The organism is Paracrocinitomix mangrovi (assembly GCF_019740355.2).
GTDB lineage: Bacteria > Bacteroidota > Bacteroidia > Flavobacteriales_D > Crocinitomicaceae > Paracrocinitomix > Paracrocinitomix mangrovi.
In genome coordinates this window covers 2,273,301-2,296,985 of sequence record NZ_CP091819.1, presented here as the reverse complement: position 1 = coordinate 2,296,985, position 23,685 = coordinate 2,273,301, and the positions used below count along the sequence as shown (strand labels likewise).

Sequence of the window (23,685 nt, the reverse complement as noted above, 5' to 3'; positions counted from 1 at the left end):
GTGTATATCTAATTGCAATTTTATTAAAAGTAACAGAATCCCTTTACTGTATAAATAAGACGAAAGCGCCTAATCTTGTCACTCCGTCTGCTGAATTGTATCGAATTTCAGCACTCAGTTTTTTGCCTTTTGATGACCTAATTAAAGAAAGAGCACTTTTATCAAGGATTCCATTTTTTTCAATTTTACCATCAAAGTTTAATCCTTCTATCATCATTTTTCCTCCAACTATTTGGTATCCTTTGGCTACAACTCCTTCCGCATCACTAATTACGAAGTACTTTACATTTTTAATCACTTTGTATTGGGCTGTATCTCCAGATTCATATGATCCAAGTTTGATAGTTACGGGACTTCTTTGAGCAAGTGTGTCTTGGGACCAGCTAAAAGTGCAGGTTAAAACAAGTACAAATGTCAATAATTGTTTCATAAATATGTGTGTTTTGTTTACAATATATGAATCTTGATTTTTAATAAGAAACTTAAATTAACTTTGCGCCATGAATCTGATAATTGACGAGGGAAACACAGCCTTTAAGTTAGCCTTATATCAGGGAGACGAAATTTTAAAGGTAAAATCATTTAAACCGGAGTGTAAGGAAGAGATGCACTCCTGGATCAGTGATAGTATTACATCCATAAAACACGCAATTGTTAGCAGTGTTGTAAATGATGGTTTGGATTTGAGTAGGTACAGATTCAATGAGATCAGATTAGAAAGTAATACACCATTACCCATTAAAAATTTGTACGGTACACCCTCTTCTTTAGGAAAAGATAGAATTGCCAATGCAGTAGGTGTTTGGTTCAGAAATATGAATCACACAAATCTGGTAATTGATATGGGGACTTGTATTAAGTATGATTTAGTTGATGCTAAAGGTCAATATTTAGGTGGTAATATTTCTCCCGGTATAATGATGAGATTTAAGGCGTTGGAGCATTATACTGATAAATTGCCATTACTAAATCCTGCAGTTTTAGAAAAAGATTATGGTACTGACACAGAGAGCAGTATCCGCGCAGGTGTTCAACTGGGTGCGTTCAATGAAATCAATGGGTTTATTAGAAGATATAGACACCAATTTCCTGAATTAACAATTTTTATGACCGGTGGAGATGCGAATTTCTTTGATAAACCGTTTATAGTTGACATCTTTGCAGATTCTGATTTGACCCTTTATGGGCTGAATAAAATTTTAACTTATAATGTTGAGAACACTTAAAGTTCTTTTGATCGCTTTGGTTGCTACTACCGGTTCTTTTGCTCAAAAAGGAACTCATTCACCTTATAGTGTTTTTGGTTTAGGTGAGTTGCAAGGCAATGATTATGCTGCTTTTTCTGCAATGGGTGGAGTTAGTATGGCAAATTTTGATTCATCCAAAGTAAATACATTAAATCCTGCTTCTTACAGTTATTTAGCAAGATATACTCCTGTTTTTCAGTTTGGAATGAATGGTAGATTTTCTCGCTATGAAACTTCAAACGCTTCTACAGTACAAAGACAATTTGGATTAAATCAATTTCAATTGGGATTGCCAATAAAAAAAAGGTGGGGTGCTGCACTGGGATTAAAGCCTTATAGTTTTACCGGATATACAATTTCTGAATATACGGTGGAAGATGGTGATAGTACTGAATTGTATACCAATGAAGGTTATGGTGCCGTGTCTGATGTTTATTTGGGTGTAGCGTACAGACCTGTGGAAAAATTCACTACAAGTGATCCTATTCCAAGATATTTGAAAGATTCAACAGGTAACATATTTGATACTGTTTACTTTAAAAGAAAGTTAGGACACCGATTATCCGTAGGAGGAAATGTCAATTATATTTTTGGAACTTCTGATAGAGTAAGAACTTTCCAGTTTTGGTCTGCATCACTTGGGTTGAACTCAAAGGTTGAAAATTCACTTAGATTGAAAGGATTCAATTATGAGTTTGGATTCAATTACGAATTTTCTTTTGGACTTGAAAGTACATCTACAAAACATCAAGAGAAAAACAAGAAATTTACAGTTGGAATTGGTGCGGCTTATGTGCCTGAGGCTAAACTCAAAGCTTTTAATGATATCTTCTCTTATTCATACATTAACGTAGGTGGATTTAATGGGGCAGAAGTAATTTCTGATACTATAGAATATATAAATGACGATCAAGGAACCGTTGTTATTCCAGAAGGTTATAGAGGAGGAATTGAAGTAAGGTTTGGTCCAAAAAACTATAATAATTCAAGTGTTTTTAGAATTGCGGCAGATGTAGATTTTCAAAAATGGTCTAAGTACACAGAGGATTTCAGTTCTATGACTTATAATGGAAATTTAAGAGATAGAATGAGAGTTGGTTTAGGAATAGAGTATACACCAATATCTGTAGTGTTAGATAGAGCCAAAACACCTTACTTAGGCACAATTAGCTATAGATTAGGAGGTTACTATACTATGACAGAATACATGGTACAAAATTCACTTGGAGATTTGACCGGATTAGACGCTTATGGCATGAGTTTTGGAGTAGGTCTGCCAATAAGAGTTGCCAAACTTTCAAATACAAATGTTAATTTTGGAGCGAATTTTGGAAAACTCGGAACCACAGAGAACGGTTTAATACAAGAAAAATACATTGGAGTGTTCTTTGGAGTTTCTTTAACACCAGGTGTTGGAGACAAATGGTTCCTAAAAAGAAAGTACGACTAAACACATAAAAATGAAATTGAAAGCACTTTTTTACGCACTAGCACTAACAATTACAGCAAATTTATCTTTTGCTCAAGAAGGTTCAAATTACAATGATGAAGATTGTAAAAAGTACAAAACTTTGTATTTCCAGTACTTAAAAAGTAATCAATTAGAAGACGCTTGTATGTTCTGGAATAAAGCCATGTTTAGCTGTGGTGATTCTTTAGATGCAGGTTTCTTTACCAATGGTAGAATTGCATATTTGAAACTGAGCAAAGCTACTAAGGATGAAGCTAGAAAAGCTGAAATCAATGATACTTTGAAATTGATTTATGAAGGGAGAATGAAGTATGAAAAAGATCCTGATTGGGAACTTGATTATGCAGTATTCTTGACTTCTGAGAAAAGTGATGAAACTGAGAAGATGGATAAACTTTATGAGAATATCCATGTATTAAAAGACAAAGCTTCACCTACTCAAATTCAAATGTATTTCATGCACTTGATTGTAAATAAATTCAACAAAGCTTCAGCAGAAGAGAAAGAGGCTACAAGAGAATTTATTATTGAAGAATACATCATCTTATCAGACTATTGTAAACAAGCTATTAAAAAGGCAAATGCAATGGATGATAAAGAGAAAGCTGAGAAGTATGCTGATGCTTACGGAAAAGCTCAATCTTTCTTAGACAAGTACTTCTTGAAAATTGCAAATGACTGTGAGGTGTTAATGCCAGTTTTAGAGAAAAAATTTACATCAATTCCTGAAGGAGATGCTGGAATGGCTGAATTGAACAAGTTCATTGGTTTGATGGAAAAACAAAAATGTACAGAAACTGAAACTTATGAGAAGTACGTAGTTGAAGCAAACAAGAGAAATCCTACTGCTGCCGGTTACTATGGTTTAGGTAATGTTTACATGAGTAAAAAATCTAGTGACAAAGCTGTTGAAGCATTTAGCAAAGCAGTTGAAATGGAAGGTGAAGGAGAAAACAAAGATGTATACAACTACAAATTAGCAAGCGCTCAGTATGCTGCTCACCAATACAAATCTGCTTTTAGAACTGCAAAATCAGTAGGAGGTGAATACCAAGGGAAAGCAATGATTATTTGTGGAAACAGTATTGCTGCAATGGCAAACTCTTGTGGTGAGTCTACTTTTGAAAGAAAAGCAAACTACTGGTTGGCAAATGACTATATCAGAAAAGCGGCGAGCTTAGGTGAAGATGTAAGTTCATCTACTTACTTGAGCAACGCACCTGATAAAGGAGAAATATTTGACAACAGTTATACTGAAGGAAGTTCAATCACGTTATCTTGTTGGGGAGAATCTACAACTATCAGATAATCGAACAGAAAATAAGATATGAATTACTAAGCATTCCTGCCCTTATAGTGGCGGGAATGTTTTTTTGTGCCTCATTATTTTCATGTGAAAATGATCTTTCTCAGGTAAAAACAGTGACGGCTACGGATTCAACTCCTGATCAAATAGTGAATGGTATGCACACCCTTTATTCTGATTCAGGAATTGTGCGTTTTGAAATCATTGCTAACCGAATGGAAAAGTATGATGGAGAAAGAGAAATGACCATTTTCAAAAATGGATTTCAGGTTAATTTTTTCAAAGGTAAAGATGTTATTGAATCGCATCTCGAAGCAGATTATGGAGAAATGAGACCAAGAGAAAAGATCATAGTCTGTAGAAATAATGTAATTTTCACTAATTATTTAGAAAACCAAACACTGAAAACAGAAGAGTTGAAATGGTTGCAATCAACAAAGCGTATTGTAACAGATAAGCAGTTTGAAGTTTTTGGAAAAGATGATTATTATGTAAGAGGTGTTGGCCTTGATTCAGACGAGAATTTCAGAGATTATGAAATGCATGATGTCATAGTAGAGTATTACAATAAAAACGAGTAATGGATTTAATTAAAGTAAGTAAAATTCAAATGTATTTTTGGTTCATAGTAACAGGTGTTTGCCTTATTATGGTGATTATCCTATTGATACAAGAAAGAGCCGAATCATGGTACATTTCTGTTCCTGCAATTACTGCAGTTTTAGCTTTGTTGAGAAGATGGCAATGGAAAAGATTGACCAAAAGTAAAGCTGAAATGGAAGCTAATAAGAATAAGAAATAGGCAGTTAGTTTTTTACTGCTACCTTAACTATTTTCGAAGATCGATTGGATTCTGTAATCAAGTACATTGATTCAGGATTAATTTGTCCGCTTAATTTAGCGCGAAGCATGTAATCATAATCTTCATCCAACAAGCCGGTTCTGTTCACTATTCCCTTTGTATTGATATGCGCATAACTAATTTGGAATCTTCTATTATTAAATAGGTTATCGTAATCAAAATAATTTTCTGGAGGATCTTCATTATTTTTCTTTGAGTCATTGAAAAATAAATACAATTCTTTACCGCTATTCAGTGCTACAAAAGATGAGAAATAACCGTAGTCATTTGTTGAATTTTGCGATTTTGAAACCCTTTCTGTCCATTTATATTCTCCTTCTTTTGTAAAATAGCTAACGATAATAGAGTTGTAATTGTAGTGTTCAGTGGTTGTAGTGATATTAGTTCTGGGGTCATAATTTCGCTCAATGTACTTGTAATACTGTTCGCCAATAGTGAAAAATGATCCATCATCCAACAGCTGGATATCTTTGAACACATAGTTTTCCAATTCCTTGTCTTTATTTCTATCATCTTTATTGAAAAACTTAGCCATAACATCTGCATTATATTTATTCCAACTGTCATGGATTACTTTGAGTTTGTCTCCAATTATCAAACTAAATACGCCGGCAATTGAGGGGTTCTTTGTTTCATTAAAATAACCTGACATCAATAAGTGGTTGTCTTGATTGATTTTGATATCTACCCCATTAATATATTTATCCTTAATGCGGATTTCAAATTCTTTTAAGAACTGCATTTTGTTGTTATATGCCCATAATGCGTATTGGTTGTTTAGTTGTTGTGATCCACCTTGGCCTAGATCAAATGCATAATTGCACAAGAGGTAAACTGTTTGGTTAGATTTGAAAGCAATTTTTTCAATGCGCAGATTTTTTAGAGCCATTGGAGATTTTATCACTTTGTCCCATGAAATGTTTCCTTCTTCATCTATTTTTAACAGGGCAATTTCTTGTTCAATTAGCTGGGTATATTTTAAATGCTTAGCCAGAATAAATCCCTTTTTATCTTGAGCTTCTTCAATATAACTTACCTCTTCAGTTTCAATAGTGTCTAAAATTACTTTATTGATACGTTCACAATTACTATTGAATACTTCAAGCGCTAATAATTGTGTTTTGTCTCTATCAGATTGCAGTTTTGAGAAAAGAAAAAACCTGTTGTTTTGAAAGAAAATCTCAGAGGGATCATTGGAGTAGCCATCTTCAATTTCACTGTAGATATTATTACTACTTACTAATTGTAAATCTGTTTTATGAAACTGACGAATATTGAGTTCTTGTTTACGCTTGCTATAGTAAACATAATCTGCAGTAAATAAACCTATATCTGATTCACCAAGAAAGCCTGAAAAATTTTCCTTTTTCGCAGTATTATACTCAGGACCAATAACGGGTTTGTCCAACTGAGCATATAAAAGCTGAGTGCTAAATAGTAATATGAATATAAGTGCCTGCCGCATCTAACATAAAGATACAAAAAACGCCCTCATATAGAGGGCGCTTAAATATTAAAAGGATGAAAGTCTATTTTTTAGAAAGACTCGTCACCGTATTCTTCAAATAATTCAGCCAATTCAAGAATCAAAATGTAAGTAGATGCTCTGTACAATTTTGATCTGCTGTCTGTAGTACTTCCTGCAGCTAATTCAATTTCTTCAGGATACTCTTCGTCTAAGTTATAATCCCACTCTTCTGGTACAACTAATTTTCCTTCGATTACATAAGCATCAATGTTATCGTAAGTTTTACCATCATAAGTCAATGTTTTACCGTAATTCTCTAATCCTGTTGGATTAACAGCATATACTACATTTTCTACGATATAGTCTTCCTTAGTAAGATTTAAGTTAAATCCATATACGTAATCAACTTCTTCTAATTTGAAGTCTTCGTCAACAATAACTGAATCAGTTACTGTAACAGCTTTTACGTGATATTCACCGTAAGGCATTTCAATCATTTCAACTTCCCAAGATGGAATTTCCAATTCGAATTTATCTTCTCCATCTTTTGATTCTATGGTTACTACAACTGTAGTGTCAGCACCATTATCAACGTCTACGAAAGCAGTTGCTTCGTAATCTTCTCCTTCATAATCAGAATCACCTTCTGAATTTGATCCTCCGCAAGCGTACAAAAACATTCCTAAAGCAGCTGCGAAAAGTAGTGTTACTTTTTTCATCAATTTAAAATTTAATTAGTTAACCCAGTTTTTTCCTGGGCCGCTAAGATACCCGTTTATTTCAAAACTCGTTCCTTTAATTGGATAGATTTGTTCTTGTTAGCCAATTGACCACAGGCCGCATCTATGTCTTTTCCTCTGCTGCGCCTAACATTTACTACTAGATTTAGAGATTCTAAATAGTTGGCAAAGGCGTCTACTTTTTGAGGATCAGCTTGTTGGAATTCTCCACCATCAATTGGATTATACTCAATGATGTTGATTTTTACAGGTAGATTTTTGCAATAATCAGCCAGTTCTTTAGCATCTTTTAGATCATCATTAAAGTCTTTAAAAATGATGTATTCAAAAGTTATTCTTGAACCCGTTTGATCATAAAAATATCGCAATGATTCAGCCAATACATCTAAATTATTGGAATCGTTAATTTCCATTATCTCAGAACGTTTAACATCATTGGCTGCGTGTAAAGAAAGCGCCAAATTAAACTTGACATCATCATCTCCTAATTTTGTAATCATTTTGGCAATTCCAGCTGTTGAAACGGTTACTCGTTTAGGAGAAAATCCAAGTCCGTTTTCACTACAGATCATTTCAATTCCACTTAACAAATTCTTGTAATTCAACAATGGTTCTCCCATTCCCATAAAAACAATGTTTGTTAAACGTTGACCGTATTCTGCTTCAGATAAGTCATTCAACAATTTTACCTGATCATAAATTTCACCAGGGGTTAAATTGCGCATCAATTTTAAACGTCCGGTAGCACAAAATTTACATGCCAAACTACACCCTACTTGTGAAGATACACAAGCAGTTACTCTACTGGATGTAGGAATCAATACGCCTTCAGTAATTTGATTGTCAAAAGATTTAAATGCACACTTAATTGTGCCGTCATTACTTTTTTGCTGATCTGATATGTCAATAGTATCAAGAAAATAATTGTCATTTAAATGATCGGTTACTTTCTTAGATACATTGTGCATTTCATCAAATGAACGTGCTCCTCTTTTCCAGATCCATTCATATACTTGTTTGGCTCTGAATTTTTTCTCACCAATTTGTTCCAGATCAGAAATGATGTCCTCCAATGGGTGACTTCTTATATTTTTTTTGGATACATTCATAAAGCTAGCTGCAAAGGTAGGCTTATATTATCTAATATCCAGTGAAAAATAAAACATTGAAAATAGCGGTGATCATTATAAGTCAAACCATAACAACAATAATTGGTGGTTTTACTTTAGTAATAATGTATGCTATGTTGGGATTGATTTTTAGCTATCACATACCATACAGTGGAGCCGCAAATCACCAAATCTTCATAAGATCAAACGGAATCCACACAGATATTTGTGTGCCTGTTAGTAATGATCTTCAAGATTGGAATGAGTTTTTAAATGCTGATGACTTTAAGTCTAGAAGCAATGCTACATACTACTCATTTGGATGGGGTGATAGAGATTTTTATACAGTAATTAAAACGTGGGATGATTTTTCTTTTCCTATAGCATTTAAAGCATTAATGGTTCCTACTGAAACAGCAATGCACGTTGAAGCCTTAAATTATACTCCTTCAGCATCAGATCATTGTTTATCTTTTGAAATTACTGATGAAGGATACAAGAAATTGTGTGAGTACATTGAATCTTCCTTTTATATAAAAGATAGTAAGCCTCTACTAATTCCGGAAATAACGTATTACGGTTATGATAGATTTTATGAAGCTAATAACTCATATCACGTTTTTGAAACCTGCAACTCATGGACCAATGCCGGATTAAAAAATGCAGGAGTAAAAACTGCAGCCTGGAACATTTTTGCCATCTCTTTAATGAAGTTTCATAAATAAAAATCACCTTTCAAAGTGCTGTAAATACTGGGAAAAGAAATTTTTCTGGATTTTTTTTATGGAATTATGTGAAGCGCTACATCTAGTAATTGACAATGAGAATTGAGAAACGCAGCTGAGGAATTAATCAGTAAAAAATTAAAGCGAATCCTTTCTTGAGTATGAACATAAAAATTAAGTCATGAGAAAATTGAAAATTACATTAAGTGTTGCAGCCTTGTTTATAGCAGGGATGGTGTCTGCTCAAGTTAATCTTGGAACTATCAAAGGAGTAATCGTTGATGAAGCATCAAAAGAACCAATTCCAAATGCTAGAGTTTGGGTAGAAGGTCATGGAAACACAACTAAAATGGCAGCAGATATAGATGGGAAGTTTGCTTTTAAAGCTTTGACTCCCGGAACCTATAATCTGTATTCTTATTCAACTGGAAAAGATACAACTATTCAAAAGGCAATCATTGTTGCGTCAAACGGAATTGCAGATGTAGGAAGAGTTGTTTTAAGAGAAAAAAGTACAGTGTTAGGGCCATATGTATACGTGTATGAGCCACCTTTGATTGAAAAAGATGTACAGCAAATTAAAATCGGTGTGGATGATATTGAACATTCTCCACTGATTCAAAATCCAAAGGAATTGTTTGCTGCATATAATTCGGATATCATTATTCAAGAAGGTACTTCAGATATGATTATCAGAGGTTCGAGACCTGGAGATGTGGTATACTATGTAGATGGTGTTAAATCCCAAGACTTAAATGGAGTACCAGGTGTTGGAATAGGTGGAATGACCGGATATACAGGAGGAGTTCCTGCTAAATACGGAGATACTACCGGAGGTGTAGTGGTACTTGAAACAAAAAGTTACTTCGACTTATATTATGCCTGGTTAGCTGGGAAAAAGTAAAGTACAATAGCGTCTTAATCAGCATAATATTTACGGTCCCTGCTGTTTACACCTCAGTAGGGACTTTTTTTTACTTAAAACTTAAAGCTATGAAATATTTATTTGTTCTTTCCCTGTTATTTGGAATCCATTCATTTGCTCAAACAGGCTCAATTAAAGGGCAGGTAATGGATGAAAATAACATTGAAATTCCTTTTGCCAAAGTATGGCTAACCAGTCAAGATAGCTCTTTTAAGTCAGCAATGATGACTAATTTGGATGGTAAGTACACATTTAAAAATTTACCTTCTGGCACTTATGAAGTACACATCAAAAGTATAGGTTATACTGAGCATCTTATCAAGGATGTTGTAGTTACAGATAACAAAGAATCTCAAGCGACAATTTCACTTGTACAAACACAGATTATTTCATGCTGTTTTGGATGTTGCGGTTACAACCGCAACAGAAGCACCAATTTAGATGAAGCAGGAAATCCTATTCAATGGTAGAGTTGATCACAGTAATCTGTGTGTCATCATGCATTGAAATACTAGGGTAAACCGGATACCATGATCCACCTGTGTTGTTTTGAATTACGCAATCTTCAATGTGAATATTTCCAGAATGGTCATTAGTAACAAAGAAAATAGAAGAACCGTGTTGAATCACATCATTGTGTTCAAGTTTACAACCGTATAGTGAAAGGGTCATGGTGTTACCATCATTGTAAATTGCACCACCGCTTCCTCCACCTTTGGTTCCTTTTTGTTTTGGATTACCTCCTTCACCAATGGCACTGTTGTATGAGAAAAGAGAATTATAAATACTCCAAGAAACACCAATACTGCTCAAAGCACCTCCATTGGATCCGTAGTTACCATATCCTTCTTTTCCACCAAACGTGCAGTTATTAATATAAACCGGTAAGTCTTGATACTGGTCAAAAACACGAATGGCTCCTCCGCCAACATCTGGACCTTTGTGTGCACATACATTGTTGAAGAATCTGCAATTAACTGCTTTAAATCGGCCTCCTCTAATCCAGATGGCACCCCCGCCTTCATATTCTTTTTCAGCTGTTGAATTACCATCAGCAAATGTGATGTTTTGTACTGTTAATCTTGGATGATCCTGATCATTACAATGAGAAGTTGTCCAATTTTGATTTTCATCACAGGTATTCATATATAAAATTCTGTGTTTTCCTTTTCCGCTTAAAGTAATTAAACCGCCTCCATCAATGATAATTTCTTCACTGGCATCATTAAATACTTTAGCCGTTTCATCCATTTCAATAGTGTGTGGTTGACTTCCACAATTAAAGGTGATAATTCCACCTTGAGCTACAGCATCAACAAATGCTTCACAGGTGCAACTTTCTGGTGTACCATCACCAACAACTATTGTTGGAGTTGAGGCATCTTCAGCCAATGCTTCTGACGGAGGAGTATAAGTTCCGTCAGGGTTTCCTGCCGCAGGTCCGTCTGCAGCATTTTCTAATGGTTTGTGGTATTGTTTTTTGCAACTGAATACAAATGCAAGTGACACGAGCAACACAAAACGTGTTGATTGGAGTAGTAGAGGTTTCATAAAAAAGGTATTGTTGGCAAGAAGGTACAAAAAAATATCAAAATGTATGCTTGGTCAAGTGAATATAGATTTTCATTGGTAGATTTTATGGTTGGATTCATAGATTATGTAGAAGAAATCAATTTTGATCTTTTTAAATTTGGTTACCTATTAAGGTGAGATACATTTACTTATAAATGAATTAAAATGACCCAAACAAAATTCCTTATAGTTGCTTTTACTTTGTTTTACTCTTCGTTCAATGTTATTGGGCAGGAGTTTCAGAAACAGGAGCGCAATGTTCAACGTTATGCTAATACACAGCAAAATACAATCTGGATTTCAAACGGATTTGGAAAGAGTGCTTTAAAAAATAGCAGATTAACAAATGAGCTGAAAGGATATCAGGTTTATCATGTTGATCTGGTATATACTGCTTTTAAATCAGATCCTTCTTATAATCAGGATTCATTGAATGATGCCAGAGTATTGCAGCTGATGGAGGATTATCCTCAGTTGAAAAATGACTCTCCAAACTGGACATACTATAAACAGACCGGGGCAACAGAGCAATTTGAAGCCAGAAAGTACTTTCATGGTTTTGTAATTCACTATGGAAAAAAACTGGACTATCAGGCGCAGAAAGAATACTTTAAAAAATTAGAAGTGCCCTTTCAAGAACTTGGAATTATCAACGAGGAAGGTGGTATTTTGCAATACTCATCAGGGTCTCAAATTGAAATGCCAAAGTATGCAGTTACCTATATGAATGGGGATACTGTAAGAGGTAAATATCAATTGTATTATCGTGAATTCAGGAATCAGGCTGAAATTGCAGTATCCGGAATTACAATGAGACATGGTGAAGGAAAAATGTTTAATTCAGCCGGAATGTATGAGTTTGTTGCTATGAAAGACGGTAAACAATTAAAATTGGTTAAAGCTGCAGAAGTTGATTTAATGCCAACTGCAGATTTAGATCAGGTTGGATTTTTTGAATTGGATGATAATCACTGGCAAGAGTTAGATTCGAAAACCGGTAGATTTAGTTCGGGAATCACAATGACGCTTAAAGATGGAACTGAGATTAATCAAATTAAAATGCAAACAGAAGAGCGCAGAGTGACAGTGTCAGATTACCGACCGGAAGAATTTATAGATCAGGGAGAGTATCAAGGGTATTCGCACATCAGTAGGCAATTTGCAATTGATAAAAATCAAGTGTTTGCTGCATTAAGCGAACAAGCAATGAGAAAATTTAACGTATTAACCAGTGGCGAAAGTAGAATTTCAGCAATGGTGGATGAGGTTAAGATTAAAGAGAAAACCATGTTGGTTTTTAGAGATAGTCTTCCGGTTTATTTGGAATTGATAATGAGTGAACCTATTGAGAAGTTAGACACTACAATGGACAAGACCAAAATAACTTATTTAAATAGTTTGGAATATAAAAAATCTAAAGATCTAACTGTTACATTTCCTGGTTCATTTGGTACTCAAAAAAGTCAATTAATTAATGGCCTAAGGTCTTTTAATTTTGGGGTTTTTAATTGTGACCAAACCAGAAGAATTGTAGACCCAGTTGCATTAAATCCTACTTATTACAATGATGAAACTGGTAAAAAATTAGGAGAGTTATATGTGACTTGTGTAATAGATATGGAAATTAATGCTTCTTTAAGTTTTCACCCAAATCACCTCTATTGTAATGAAAGAGGTAATAACCAATTGGTAATATTTGGTGAAGGAAACAGAGTCTTTTTGCTGGATAAAACTTCCTTTAAAAATTTAGACTTATCAAATCCTGAAGTTGATTTGGCCGTAAAGGATGTCACTGATCAGGTGAAAAGCGCAAAAGACTTGGCTACTGTTTTAGGAATTGGGTAATAAAATTATCCTGGTAAAAATGTAACTCCATCCCTTTGTTTTCCGTATCTACAATAAGTTTCTTAACTTTGTAATAAGAGATGGAATTGTCTAAATACATAGCAGCCCTGTTACACAAACACAATTGTGTAATTGTTCCGGAGTTTGGTGGTTTCGTGGCCAACTACAAATCTGCTGTGGTGGACAATTATCGTAAAAAAGCTTATCCACCTTCAAAATCTGTATTGTTTAATCCAAATTTGATTAACAATGATGGTTTGTTAGGTAATTATGTAGCACAGAAAGAAGACATTACTTATTCTGATGCTTTAGATGATATAAGTGATGCAGTTAAAAAGTGGTTGAAGGCTTTTGATAATGGTGAAAGAATTGAGATTGGAGAAATCGGATTTCTTTATCGTGAAAGAGGAAATATTCACTTTGAACAATCAAGAGAAGTAAACCTATTGCTTGAAGCTTATGGTTTAAGGTCGGTTGATTTTGTTGCTTTTGATCAAGCTGTTGAGAAGAGAGAGAAGGTTGAAACTATTAAAGAATTTAAGCCTACTGTTAAAGAAGAGGTAATTACACCTAAGGAATTAAAGCCTGTTTTAATAAAGGAAGAGCCTAAAAATGAGGTAGTTGTAGTTGAAGAAAAAACTGTTGATCAGAAAGAAACTGTAGTTATCTCATTGAATGAGAAAGAAAAGATTCAAGAAGATAATGAGGCAAATGTTCAAGTAAGTGCGGATGTAATTCCAATTAAAAAAGGCAGAGCAGTTACAGTGTTTAAGTATGCAGTTGCTGTGGCTTTTGTTCCAATTTTATTTTACTCTTATTGGATTCCAATGGAGACTGATGCTGTGGAAACCAGTAGTATTCAGTTGTCAGATTTTAACCCTATTCATAAACAGTCTAAAAAAGTTTATGTTCCGCGTGATTCTGATTTTAAAGCTGACATTTTTGAACACCAACCTTCATTGGAAGAATTGACAGAAAATGTTGATGCTAAAATCTACAATTTAGAGGTAGCTGAAGATTTTTATTTGCCGGTTGATCTTGAGAAAAAAGAGGTGGTGGATAATAATGAATTTTATCATGCTGATGTTGCAGGTAAATATCAGATAATTGCAGGTTGTTTCTCGGTAAAAGCAAATGCAGAAACCCTGGTTAGTCAACTTCAAAAAGATGGATTTGCAGCTGCCATTTTGGATAAAAACAAAGGTCTTCACCGTGTAACTGCCGGAGGATTTGATTCTAGAGATGCAGCAGAAAATGGTTTGGACAAGGTCAAAAATGCCGGACATTCAGCTTGGATACTTAAAAAGTAGTTTCCATCTAACCCTATTAAACATTCATTTATCAATTAAAAAGTGCTTTGTTTCACATAATTATTGTGAAAAGTAATCTCAATAGTTACTTTTGAAACAATCAATTATGTAGAAATGAAAAAAGTAGCATTAACGTTGTTGTTGGGAACTTCAATTTTTTCTTTTGCACAAAAGGCAAATGTCACCAACAAAGAAGGAAGTGAATATAGATTTGAACAATTAGTGCATTTAGATGCAACACCTGTTGAGTCTCAAGGGTGGACAGGAACTTGTTGGTCATTTTCAGCATTGTCATTTTTTGAAACTGAGTTAGATAGAATGGGTAAAGAAATGCCGACACTATCTGAAATGTATATTGTATATCAAGCATATTTAGGAAAGGCTGAAAAGTATTTCAGAACTGACGGAAATACCAATTTTGATGAAGGTGGAGCATTTCATGATATCCCTTGGGTGATCAGAAAATTTGGAGTTGTTCCTAAAGAAGCGTTTACTGGATTAAACTATGGTTCAGAAAGACATAATCACTCTGAAATGGTGGCACTTTTAAAAGGAGCAATGGATGGAGTGATGAAAGCAAGAGATCATGTGGATGACAGAAATCCTATGACTTCTTCATGGAAGAAAGCGTTAAGAGGAATTTTAAATGCTTATTTAGGTGAAGTACCTGAAGATGTTACTGAATTTAAGTTCAAAGTAGAAGGTAAAGAGTATAACCCTATTTCGTACAGAGATGAGTTGGGATTGAACATGGACGATTATGTTTCAATCACATCATTTAGCAATCATCCATATTATGAAAAATGCCAATTGGCAATTGCTGATAACTGGGTTTGGGGATCATCATACAACGTTCCTTTAGCTGATTTATGGGCTGCTGCTGAGTATGCATTAAAAGAAGGATATTCATTTGCATGGGGAGCTGATGTTTCTGAAAAATATTTCAGCTTTAGATCTGGATTAGCTATTGTTCCTAAAGACAAAGAGACAATTTACGTTGAAGGTAAAGACAACAAAAACTTTTCTGATGCAGGTGCAGATAAAAAAGCTTCTTGTTTCTTAAAACCGGGTGAAGAACTAGAAATCACTCAAGAGCTAAGACAAGCTGCTTATGACGGTAAAGAAACTACTGATGATCATGGAATGCATGCAGTTGGTTTATTTAAAGATCAAAATGACACAAAATATTTGTTGATTAAGAATTCATGGGGAACAACCTCCAATGATTGTGACGGATATTTTTATGCTTCTGAGGCTTATTTTAAATATAAGACTATCAACATCTATTTGCACAAGGATGCAATTTCAAAAGACATGAAAAAGAAACTGAATATCCAATAGGGATTTTGTTTCGAAAATACTTAAGAAATCCTCGATTTATCGGGGATTTTTTTTGCGTTAATATTTGGCTTACTGTTTAAACTTCTTGTTTAGAAAATATCAATATTTTGAGATATTACTCACTTTCACTAAATTAGGCTGAATCTAAAATTCATGTTTATGAAGAAAACTATTACTCGAGTTGCGTTAGCAGCGCTTATCATGTTTCCTTCCATGGCTTATAACCAGGTGCTTCAAAAAGCAGGAAAAACGGTTACTACAGTCAATAAAGGAACGGCTGGGACAGTGTTTAATCTGTCTCCAAATTTACATCATCATCATGATGGTGAGCACTGTATTTCAGATGCTTTAACAAATCAGTGGATCAACGAATATGGAATCGTTGATCAATACAGAGCTGAACAAGATCACGGAAATTTAATTGCCAATAAAACTACCGGAAGTTCGGATAGAGCTACTTATACAATTCCAATTATTTTCCATGTTATTCACAATCCTGATAACCCGGCTGAAAATGTATCAGAAGCAGCAATTAATGCATTATTAGATGCTGTAAATGAAGATTTTTCTGCTACTAATTCAGATGTTGGAAACTTGAGATCTGGTTTTGGATGGTCTGCAGCTAATGCGGATATTCAGTTTTGCCTGGCTCAAAAAGATCCACAAGGACAACAATTATCAGAACTTGGAATTCACAGGGTTTCTACAACAGAGGATTATTATGATCCGAATACGGAAGCTAATAAAATGAAGAGTTCAACAAGTGGAAATACTGGTACCGAAGTTTGGGACAGAACAAGCTATGTAAATGTTTGGATCTGCGATATTACAAATGGTGCATCTTCTGGAACGGCAGGATATGCGTACAAACCAACTATTTCTTCATTACCACCTGCATCAATTGATGGTATTGTTATCGATTATAACCTTGGAATGCCTCCAACTAACCGTGTGTTAACACATGAATTAGGACATTACTTGGGATTGTCTCACACTTGGGGTAACTCAAATCAATCTTCAGGTTGTACTGATGATGATGGTTTAAGTGATACGCCAAACACAGCAGGTCCATCTTTTGATTATCCTGGTTCTTGTTCAGGATCGCAACAAACTTGTTCTGGTACAGAAACACAGTATGAGAACTTTATGGATTACGCAAACTGTACCATTATTTATACTCAAGATCAAGTAGATTTAATGACTGCAGTATTAACTGGATCAAGAAACAGTTTAAATTCATCTGATGCTTGTGTACCTGTAAATCCTCAACCACCGGTTGCAAACTTTGTAGCTGATATTACTACTACTGTTGAAGGAGGTTCTGTCAACTTTACAGATTTATCTACTAACTATCCAACTTCTTGGGCATGGTCAGTAACACCTGCAACTGGAGTAACTTATATTAATGGAACGGATGCTTCTTCACAAGATCCAACTATCCAATTTGCCACAGCTGGTACTTATACAGTTACATTAACTGCTTCTAACATTTACGGAAGTGATGATGAAATTAAAACTGATTATATCACTGTTGTAGCTTCTGGTGGAGGTACAACTGCTTGTGATACACTTAGAAATTATACGGCTGCTGAAGAAGCAAATATGACGGCATACGGATTAACTTCTGGTGACGGATATTACCCTGGTCATGTTTATTTACCTCCGGGAACTAATGCATTCCAATTACAATTTATTGCAGATAGTTTCAATGTAAGTACGCCAACTGAGGTTAGAAGAATTTATTTGCCGGTTTTCCAGGCGGATGACATTGGTGGAGCAAATGACGTTATTTTTACTGTATGGGATGATAACGGAGCAACTCCTGGTCCAGGTGCGGTTCTTGGAACTCAAACTGTAGCCATTTCAAGTTTGAATGCTGGTTTTTGGAATCAAATTGATTTTGCTGTACCGGTTCCTGTAAGTGGAGAATTTTGGGTAGGTATGGAGTTAGAATATCCTACTACTACAATCCAGGATACTGTATTGTTTGCGACTACAAATTTCTCAGATAGACCTCCTGGAGCGAGTACAACATGGGTAAGAGGTTACGAACCATTGATTCCGGCACAATATACATGGCAATCTACAAATAGTTTGTTTACTTCAAATCCTAACTGTTCATTGGTAATGGATGTTTTAACTTCTAATGGTCCTACGCCGGTTGCATTAGCTGCATGGCCGGATAATGAAACTTGTGAGGGTATGAGTGTTACTATGAATGGATATGGTTCATCAAATACAACTAACTATTTCTGGGATATTTCAGATGGATCAAATGATTATTTCTATGATGAAGCTAACTTGACTACAAACTTCTTCACACAAGGAACCTGGACCATAAGTTTAGAAGCTGATGGTTCATGTTTAACAGATGTTGACGGTCCGTTTACATTGACAGTTAATCCTCCATTGAATCCTAACTTTTCAGTGACAGATGAAAACTGTACAGCTCAAGATGGTGCAATCAATATCACTATAACAGGTGGTACAGGTGGTCCTTATAACTATTCAATTAATAATGGGACAACCATTGAAACAACTGGAAGTTATACCGGATTAATTGCTGGTACTTACAACTACATCTTATCAGATAATGCCAATTGTGAAGCTACTGGTACAGTAACTGTAGGAAATGTAAACACTTTTGCACCTACTATTACTCCTGATATGACAATTGCGGCTGGAACTCCTACAGATTTAACTGTAACAGGAGGTGTAAGCTGGACTTGGTATGCAAATGAAGGAGCCGGACCAATTCAAGTTGGAACTACACAAACTATTAATGTTGCGCCTACGGTTACTACAACTTATGTTTGTAATGTAACTGATGGTTCAGGATGTGATGCTGAGTTGACAGTGGTAATAACTGTTGATGCAGGTGGAGGTTTTGACGATTTATGGAGCAACCAGTTTGAAATGTATCCAAATCCAACTAGTGGTGAATTCTCGTTAATATTTGGTTTGAATGAGGCTAGAGATATGAACATTGAAATACTTAATGTTATTGGACAAAAAGTATTCAGTAATAGCTTTAACCAAGTGAAAGATCAAACAATTAATTTTGATTTAACAGGAGTTGCTTCTGGTGTATATTTTGTAAATATTCAATCTGAGGGAGAAACTATCAGCAAGAAAATTGTTGTGAAGTAATCTATTCAGATAATAATAATTGAGGCCCCAGCTGATTTCAGTTGGGGCTTTTTTTAGCTCAAGGTAGCTTCCAAAACCGCTAAGCTTTTGATTTCTTCAAAGTGATCAAAAATTACCTGATAGTACTTTAATAAGTCATTCATCAATTCCCTTCTGATAGCAATATTGGTTTTGACATTGGGAGATTCGTTAAAAGGAGTTTTAGCTATTGTCAATAACACGTTGGATTTTTCTTCACTCAGGTAAAATGGATGATGAGGTGCATAAGCAACAAATTTACCTTCCTGTATGTCAAAATATTTGCCGTTTTTGTCCATTTGAGGGTAAAAACCTAAATACTTGGTAAGCTCGTATAAAAACTTAATTGGAAAGTAGTTGAGGTTCTCTGAATAATCTAAAATCTCAACTAAGCTGCGAACAAAAGTATAAAGATCCCTATCCGCTTCTTTTTCTTTTATACATTGATTAAGCACCTCATTCATAAAAAACAAAATACTAGATCTATAAGGGTCAAACGGAATCTGTTTAAATACAATTGCAGATTCTATAGCTGTTATCTTGGCAAGATGTGAGTCGTTACGTTTATAATATTCAATGCTTAAAACAGCCATTGAACTAATTAAATTTCCCTTTTTGTTTTTGCGTTTTGCTCCCTGAAAAATAAAGCTTTGAACTCCTTCGTCAGCTGTAAGGAGTTTGATGATTAAACTACTTTCAGAATAATCTGTTTTTTGAAGTACAATGCCCTCGGTAGTGTGTGTGCTCATGACTAGTTTATCACAACAACTTTGGCAACGTTTTTACCTTTGCCATTTTCTCTTGCTGTCCACACCAAATATACACCTGTTTTTACTCTTTCACCATTAACGGTATTCCCATCCCATATTACAGTTCCTCCGTTAGATCTTGATTTATACACAACGTTTCCTGCCACATCAGTGATTTTCACATCTGATTCATATCCTAGCCCTTGAATTGTAATAGGGCCTCCAAAATCAGGGCGAACTGGATTTGGAAATACAGTAACATCACTGTAGTCATTATCTGCAATTGTGGCATCAGTTCTAAATGAAACCAATCCTGATTCTGTTGCTACAAAAACTTCACCGGTAAGATGATTAATTCTGATATCAAAAATGTTGTTTGAAATTAAAGGACTATTTTCTTTAGTGAAGCGATAAATTTCTTCAGTTCCGTCTTCAGAAAGGCAAAATATTCCTGAACTACTAGTTCCAATCCATTTTCTGTTACCTCCGTCAATCGTAATAGTGGTAATATCAGTTTCTCCAAGCAATTTTTCAACTTCTCCATCAACCTCAATTAAAATCGGATTTGCATCATAATCTCCATAGTCCCCATCATATAAATTAGATGTATTGTAGAGTATAACCATTCCAAGGTCTGTCCCAATCCAAATTTCACCATCTATGTCTTCTGCTATAGCTTTAGGAAATGCAGATGGAAGATTTCCATATCCTTCAGTTGTGGTCAATGTTTGAAGTTGATCATCTGATTCATCTGCTAAGGTTCCGTTATCATTGAATGCAACTACACCTACATGGTTAAATCCAACCCACTTATTGCCGTCATTATCTATAAGTAATCTATATGGATGTGAGTTTTTGGCTGGCGAGCCCATTTCAAATGAATACCAAATTCCCTCAGGTGTTAAAACTTTAAGTGGTTCAATTCCTTGATTTACAATCCACAAATTGCCATCTAAATCATATTTGATATCACTGATTTTAATTTGTCCACCAAAGGCTTCAATTGGAGAGTTTTGTGTGTTGTAAACTTCAGATATTGTTTTTCCATCTTTCACCACCATTAATCCCCCAGCTGAGTATGAAGCAAATGCAAATTCATCAGTATTCAGTGGATTTACGGCTACAGAGATGAAGTCCCAATCTTGATCTATTTTTATAGAATCTTGGGTTTTATGGTTAAAATTTATCCATTCTTCATCTTCAAATTTGTACACTCCATTTCTGAAATAGTTATTTTGTAAATTGTGCGTTAAACCTCCACCAGCGATTAATACATTTCCATATTGAATATCAATTCGATAACTTCCGTCTGTATAAGGCGTGTTGTTAAATACAACGTCAGATGACCATGAATTCAAAGCTTTGACCATGCCATTATTTTCATCTGCAATCCAATAAAAACCATCTCTATAAATAGCTCCTTTAACAATTGGTGCAGTCCCTTGTACTTCAAAAATGTTAGTAGTTATGTTGAATGAATTATCTAGCTCCAACAAATTGCTGAAGAAGCAAACCAATAATTTATCACCTTGTGCTTTTATGTCCAGAATTTCAACCGGGTTTCCGGTAAAAACGTTGAACCCATTACTGTTGTAATAATAAAGTGAATCTGTGTTGTAATCGGCACCATCATATGAAAATACAAGGTTGTCGCCAAAAGTTTCAATTTCACCAAACATCAAATTATTTAAGTTGCTTGGCATAAAAGAAGGCTTTGACCAGTTGTTTTTGTCATTTAAAAATGATTGATCCTTGTGAGCGTGGTAAATTCCGTTTTCTGTGGCGCAATAAATACTGTCTTTAAATATTGTAACGTCAAAGATTTGTGGATCATCAAATGGATAATAGGTGTCTTTTATTTCTTTTTTAGCATTGTCAAGTACCACCAATCCAATGTTGGTAGCAACATAAATGATATCTCCGTCAAAATAAAATGAGTTTACTTTTTTATTTCCTGATATCTCAGCTTTTTTAATCCAGGGAATGTTAGTAATGGTGTTTCCTTCAATGATGTCGAGGTTTCCATTAGAATATCCCAAGATTACAACATCTGAACCATCACTATCAATTGCAGAAATTCCAAGATCTGATAACCCATTGGTAACAGTTAACATGTTGACAGAATTATCATCTGTATCATATTCGATTACGCCATTGGCACAGGCACTGTAGATTCTGCTAGTGTTTTCCGCTATCCCAACAGTATTATTAACAGAGAAATGTATTCTCCAGTCCTGCATGGCAATTTGACCGTGTGCAATGGAACTTAATATAAGTGACAATAGCAATATTCTACTCATGGAATTCAAAAATACAAACTAATAACTCTATTGTCTCTAAAATATTGTTTGGCCTTACATTGAGGAAGTGTTTTTATCCAAAAATAGCTCTGATTGCGTCTTCAATTTTTCCAACTTTGACAATTTCAATTTCAAAATCTTTTTGGTGAATCCCCTTGTTGTATTTTGAAATGATAATCTGCTCCATTCCTAATTTCTGAGCTTCTGAAATACGTTGGTCCATTCTGTTAACCGGCTTTATTTCTCCGGATAAACTGATTTCGGCAGACAAACTGATTTTTTTGTTAATTGGAATATTGGCGTTAGATGACATGATAGCACAAACTACAGCCAAATCAATAGCCGGATCATTCACTTTAATTCCGCCCGCAATATTTAGGAAAACATCTTTTGCGCCTAATTTAAATCCGCATCTTTTTTCAAGAACTGCTAAAAGCATGTTTAACCTTCGCAAGTCATAACCTGTAGAAGAACGTTGAGGTGTACCGTATGCCGCAGTGCTAACCAAAGCCTGAACTTCAACCATTATTGGACGAATTCCCTCTAAAGTAGAAGCAATTGAAATCCCGGATAAATTTTCTTCATTATTGGAGAGTAAAATTTCAGATGGATTTTCAACTACACGTAAACCGGCACCATGCATTTCATAAATCCCTAATTCATTCGTAGATCCAAATCTATTTTTTACACTTCTAATGATGCGGTAAACATGATTTCTGTCTCCTTCAAAAACCAAGACAGTATCCACCATGTGTTCTAATACCTTTGGACCTGCAAGTGAGCCTTCTTTGGTAATGTGTCCAACTAAAAACACCGGTGTACCAGATTCTTTTGCATATCGTAACAATTCAGCTGTACACTCTCTGATTTGCGAAATACTTCCGGGTGAAGATTCAATGTTTTGTGAATGCATAGTTTGAACAGAATCAATAATCAGAATGTCAGGTTCAACGGCTTCAATTTGCAGAAACACATTTTGCATAGAAGTTTCAGTCAAAACAAAACAATTGTCATTGCCAATTCCAATTCTATCAGCTCTCATTTTAATTTGCTGCTCACTTTCTTCACCAGATATATAGAGTATTTTTTTATCAGTCTCTTGAATGGCCATTTGAAGTAATAAAGTGGATTTTCCAATTCCGGGTTCACCACCAAAAAGAATTAATGAACCGGGAACCATTCCACCTCCTAACACACGGTTAAGTTCTACATCTTTTAATTCAATTCTGCGCTCAATTTTCTTTTCAATTTCATTTAAACTGTGAGCTTTTGACGCACGTTGTGAACTGGATGAAGAAAAAGGAGTTGCACTTTTTGGTCTGTCGATTACCTCTTCAACATAGGTGTTCCATTCATTACATGAAGCACATTTTCCAACCCATTTGGGAGATTCAGCTCCACAATTCTGACAAAAAAATGATGTTTTAACCTTGGCCATATAAATGTTTGTGCTCAAAAATGTGAGCGTATATCCGTAAACTATTTACGATCATAAAAATTGATCTTTGAAATTACATTAAATTAGACACTCTTTTAAAATAATTTGT

The 23,685-nt window shown here is 34.8% G+C and carries 20 protein-coding genes; 12 read left to right on the top strand and 8 right to left on the bottom strand.

Translation table 11 applies throughout. The features are described 5' to 3' along the window. Window positions 1-43 precede the first annotated feature (43 nt). Window positions 44-430 carry a hypothetical protein gene (locus tag K6119_RS10490; RefSeq protein ID WP_221838831.1) on the bottom strand — a complete coding sequence of 129 codons (387 nt, stop codon included), beginning with the start codon at window positions 428-430 and terminating at the stop codon, window positions 44-46. A 70-nt stretch (window positions 431-500) separates the two neighbouring features. On the opposite strand from K6119_RS10490, the gene K6119_RS10485 reads away from it, so the two are divergent. Genes K6119_RS10485 through K6119_RS10465 form a run of 5 tightly spaced genes read left to right on the top strand, consistent with a single transcriptional unit; the run spans window position 501 to window position 4,826 of the window. Continuing rightward, window positions 501-1,226 carry a type III pantothenate kinase gene (locus K6119_RS10485; protein WP_221838830.1) on the top strand — a complete coding sequence of 242 codons (726 nt, stop codon included), beginning with the start codon at window positions 501-503 and terminating at the stop codon, window positions 1,224-1,226. Next, a complete protein-coding gene (locus tag K6119_RS10480) occupies window positions 1,210-2,697 on the top strand; it encodes a porin family protein (protein WP_221838829.1) in 1,488 nt (495 codons plus the stop codon). Before K6119_RS10485 ends, K6119_RS10480 begins: the two co-directional genes overlap by 17 nt. Before the next feature lie 10 nt (window positions 2,698-2,707). Then, window positions 2,708-4,027 carry a tetratricopeptide repeat protein gene (locus K6119_RS10475; protein ID WP_221838828.1) on the top strand — a complete coding sequence of 440 codons (1,320 nt, stop codon included), beginning with the start codon at window positions 2,708-2,710 and terminating at the stop codon, window positions 4,025-4,027. Next, window positions 4,000-4,605 (top strand): LPS export ABC transporter periplasmic protein LptC, encoded by a 606-nt coding sequence (gene lptC / locus K6119_RS10470; RefSeq protein WP_221838826.1) that lies wholly within the window; start codon window positions 4,000-4,002, stop codon window positions 4,603-4,605. The genes K6119_RS10475 and lptC overlap by 28 nt, the downstream gene beginning before the upstream one ends. Further along, entirely contained in the window at window positions 4,605-4,826 is a 222-nt protein-coding gene (locus K6119_RS10465; protein ID WP_221838825.1) for a hypothetical protein, read from the top strand. Before lptC ends, K6119_RS10465 begins: the two co-directional genes overlap by 1 nt. A gap of 4 nt (window positions 4,827-4,830) precedes the next feature. On the opposite strand, the gene K6119_RS10460 is transcribed toward K6119_RS10465, so the two are convergent. The 3 genes from K6119_RS10460 to rlmN all read right to left on the bottom strand — a co-directional run bounded on the left by K6119_RS10460 (window position 4,831) and on the right by rlmN (window position 8,203). Next, the gene (locus K6119_RS10460; protein ID WP_221838824.1) at window positions 4,831-6,351 is read right to left on the bottom strand and encodes a hypothetical protein; all 1,521 of its coding nucleotides are present in this window, start codon (window positions 6,349-6,351) and stop codon (window positions 4,831-4,833) included. A 71-nt stretch (window positions 6,352-6,422) separates the two neighbouring features. Beyond that, window positions 6,423-7,073, bottom strand: a complete 651-nt coding sequence (locus tag K6119_RS10455) for a hypothetical protein (RefSeq protein ID WP_221838823.1) — start codon at window positions 7,071-7,073, stop codon at window positions 6,423-6,425. A gap of 56 nt (window positions 7,074-7,129) precedes the next feature. Continuing rightward, entirely contained in the window at window positions 7,130-8,203 is a 1,074-nt protein-coding gene (gene rlmN, locus K6119_RS10450; RefSeq protein WP_221838822.1) for a dual-specificity RNA methyltransferase RlmN, read from the bottom strand. A 41-nt stretch (window positions 8,204-8,244) separates the two neighbouring features. Here rlmN and K6119_RS10445 point away from each other — a divergent pair, with 41 nt between their 5' ends. The 3 genes from K6119_RS10445 to K6119_RS10435 all read left to right on the top strand — a co-directional run bounded on the left by K6119_RS10445 (window position 8,245) and on the right by K6119_RS10435 (window position 10,323). Next, window positions 8,245-8,928 carry a TIGR02117 family protein gene (locus tag K6119_RS10445; protein WP_221838821.1) on the top strand — a complete coding sequence of 228 codons (684 nt, stop codon included), beginning with the start codon at window positions 8,245-8,247 and terminating at the stop codon, window positions 8,926-8,928. Between the two features lie 181 nt (window positions 8,929-9,109). Continuing rightward, on the top strand, window positions 9,110-9,832 hold the full coding sequence (locus K6119_RS10440; RefSeq protein WP_221838820.1) for a carboxypeptidase regulatory-like domain-containing protein: 723 nt from the start codon (window positions 9,110-9,112) through the stop codon (window positions 9,830-9,832). 89 nt (window positions 9,833-9,921) lie between these two features. Next, window positions 9,922-10,323: a carboxypeptidase-like regulatory domain-containing protein gene (locus K6119_RS10435; RefSeq protein ID WP_221838819.1), complete on the top strand. Its 402-nt coding sequence runs from the start codon at window positions 9,922-9,924 to the stop codon at window positions 10,321-10,323. Here the strand turns inward: K6119_RS10435 and K6119_RS10430 are convergent. Next, window positions 10,310-11,362 (bottom strand): hypothetical protein, encoded by a 1,053-nt coding sequence (locus tag K6119_RS10430; RefSeq protein WP_237827990.1) that lies wholly within the window; start codon window positions 11,360-11,362, stop codon window positions 10,310-10,312. The genes K6119_RS10435 and K6119_RS10430 overlap by 14 nt on opposite strands. A gap of 228 nt (window positions 11,363-11,590) precedes the next feature. Here K6119_RS10430 and K6119_RS10425 point away from each other — a divergent pair, with 228 nt between their 5' ends. From K6119_RS10425 to K6119_RS10410, 4 genes are all read left to right on the top strand, one after another. Further along, window positions 11,591-13,270: a hypothetical protein gene (locus K6119_RS10425; RefSeq protein ID WP_221838817.1), complete on the top strand. Its 1,680-nt coding sequence runs from the start codon at window positions 11,591-11,593 to the stop codon at window positions 13,268-13,270. Window positions 13,271-13,350: 80 nt separating this feature from the next. Continuing rightward, window positions 13,351-14,580 (top strand): HU domain-containing protein, encoded by a 1,230-nt coding sequence (locus K6119_RS10420; protein ID WP_221838816.1) that lies wholly within the window; start codon window positions 13,351-13,353, stop codon window positions 14,578-14,580. A gap of 114 nt (window positions 14,581-14,694) precedes the next feature. Further along, on the top strand, window positions 14,695-15,921 hold the full coding sequence (locus tag K6119_RS10415; RefSeq protein WP_221838815.1) for a C1 family peptidase: 1,227 nt from the start codon (window positions 14,695-14,697) through the stop codon (window positions 15,919-15,921). Window positions 15,922-16,080: 159 nt separating this feature from the next. Then, a complete protein-coding gene (locus K6119_RS10410; RefSeq protein ID WP_221838814.1) occupies window positions 16,081-19,071 on the top strand; it encodes a M43 family zinc metalloprotease in 2,991 nt (996 codons plus the stop codon). Between the two features lie 53 nt (window positions 19,072-19,124). Here the strand turns inward: K6119_RS10410 and recO are convergent, their stop codons facing one another. The 3 genes from recO to radA all read right to left on the bottom strand — a co-directional run bounded on the left by recO (window position 19,125) and on the right by radA (window position 23,576). Next, entirely contained in the window at window positions 19,125-19,838 is a 714-nt protein-coding gene (gene recO / locus K6119_RS10405) for a DNA repair protein RecO (RefSeq protein WP_221838812.1), read from the bottom strand. A 2-nt stretch (window positions 19,839-19,840) separates the two neighbouring features. Next, on the bottom strand, window positions 19,841-22,138 hold the full coding sequence (gene porZ, locus K6119_RS10400) for a type IX secretion system anionic LPS delivery protein PorZ (RefSeq protein WP_221838810.1): 2,298 nt from the start codon (window positions 22,136-22,138) through the stop codon (window positions 19,841-19,843). A 73-nt stretch (window positions 22,139-22,211) separates the two neighbouring features. After that, complete coding sequence (gene radA / locus K6119_RS10395; RefSeq protein WP_221838808.1) at window positions 22,212-23,576, bottom strand: DNA repair protein RadA; 1,365 nt, start codon at window positions 23,574-23,576, stop codon at window positions 22,212-22,214. Window positions 23,577-23,685 lie beyond the last annotated feature (109 nt).

Excerpts from the sequence above, each read along its gene's own strand:
- K6119_RS10490 (WP_221838831.1), bottom strand. The coding sequence starts at position 430 with ATGAAACAATTATTGACATTTGTACTTGTTTTAACCTGCACTTTTAGC.
- K6119_RS10485 (WP_221838830.1), top strand. The coding sequence starts at position 501 with ATGAATCTGATAATTGACGAGGGAAACACAGCCTTTAAGTTAGCCTTA.
- K6119_RS10480 (WP_221838829.1), top strand. The coding sequence starts at position 1,210 with ATGTTGAGAACACTTAAAGTTCTTTTGATCGCTTTGGTTGCTACTACC.
- K6119_RS10475 (WP_221838828.1), top strand. The coding sequence starts at position 2,708 with ATGAAATTGAAAGCACTTTTTTACGCACTAGCACTAACAATTACAGCA.
- K6119_RS10465 (WP_221838825.1), top strand. The coding sequence starts at position 4,605 with ATGGATTTAATTAAAGTAAGTAAAATTCAAATGTATTTTTGGTTCATA.
- K6119_RS10460 (WP_221838824.1), bottom strand. The coding sequence starts at position 6,351 with ATGCGGCAGGCACTTATATTCATATTACTATTTAGCACTCAGCTTTTA.
- K6119_RS10455 (WP_221838823.1), bottom strand. The coding sequence starts at position 7,073 with ATGAAAAAAGTAACACTACTTTTCGCAGCTGCTTTAGGAATGTTTTTG.
- rlmN (WP_221838822.1), bottom strand. The coding sequence starts at position 8,203 with ATGAATGTATCCAAAAAAAATATAAGAAGTCACCCATTGGAGGACATC.
- K6119_RS10440 (WP_221838820.1), top strand. The coding sequence starts at position 9,110 with ATGAGAAAATTGAAAATTACATTAAGTGTTGCAGCCTTGTTTATAGCA.
- K6119_RS10435 (WP_221838819.1), top strand. The coding sequence starts at position 9,922 with ATGAAATATTTATTTGTTCTTTCCCTGTTATTTGGAATCCATTCATTT.
- K6119_RS10425 (WP_221838817.1), top strand. The coding sequence starts at position 11,591 with ATGACCCAAACAAAATTCCTTATAGTTGCTTTTACTTTGTTTTACTCT.
- K6119_RS10420 (WP_221838816.1), top strand. The coding sequence starts at position 13,351 with ATGGAATTGTCTAAATACATAGCAGCCCTGTTACACAAACACAATTGT.
- K6119_RS10415 (WP_221838815.1), top strand. The coding sequence starts at position 14,695 with ATGAAAAAAGTAGCATTAACGTTGTTGTTGGGAACTTCAATTTTTTCT.
- K6119_RS10410 (WP_221838814.1), top strand. The coding sequence starts at position 16,081 with ATGAAGAAAACTATTACTCGAGTTGCGTTAGCAGCGCTTATCATGTTT.
- recO (WP_221838812.1), bottom strand. The coding sequence starts at position 19,838 with ATGAGCACACACACTACCGAGGGCATTGTACTTCAAAAAACAGATTAT.
- porZ (WP_221838810.1), bottom strand. The coding sequence starts at position 22,138 with ATGAGTAGAATATTGCTATTGTCACTTATATTAAGTTCCATTGCACAC.
- radA (WP_221838808.1), bottom strand. The coding sequence starts at position 23,576 with ATGGCCAAGGTTAAAACATCATTTTTTTGTCAGAATTGTGGAGCTGAA.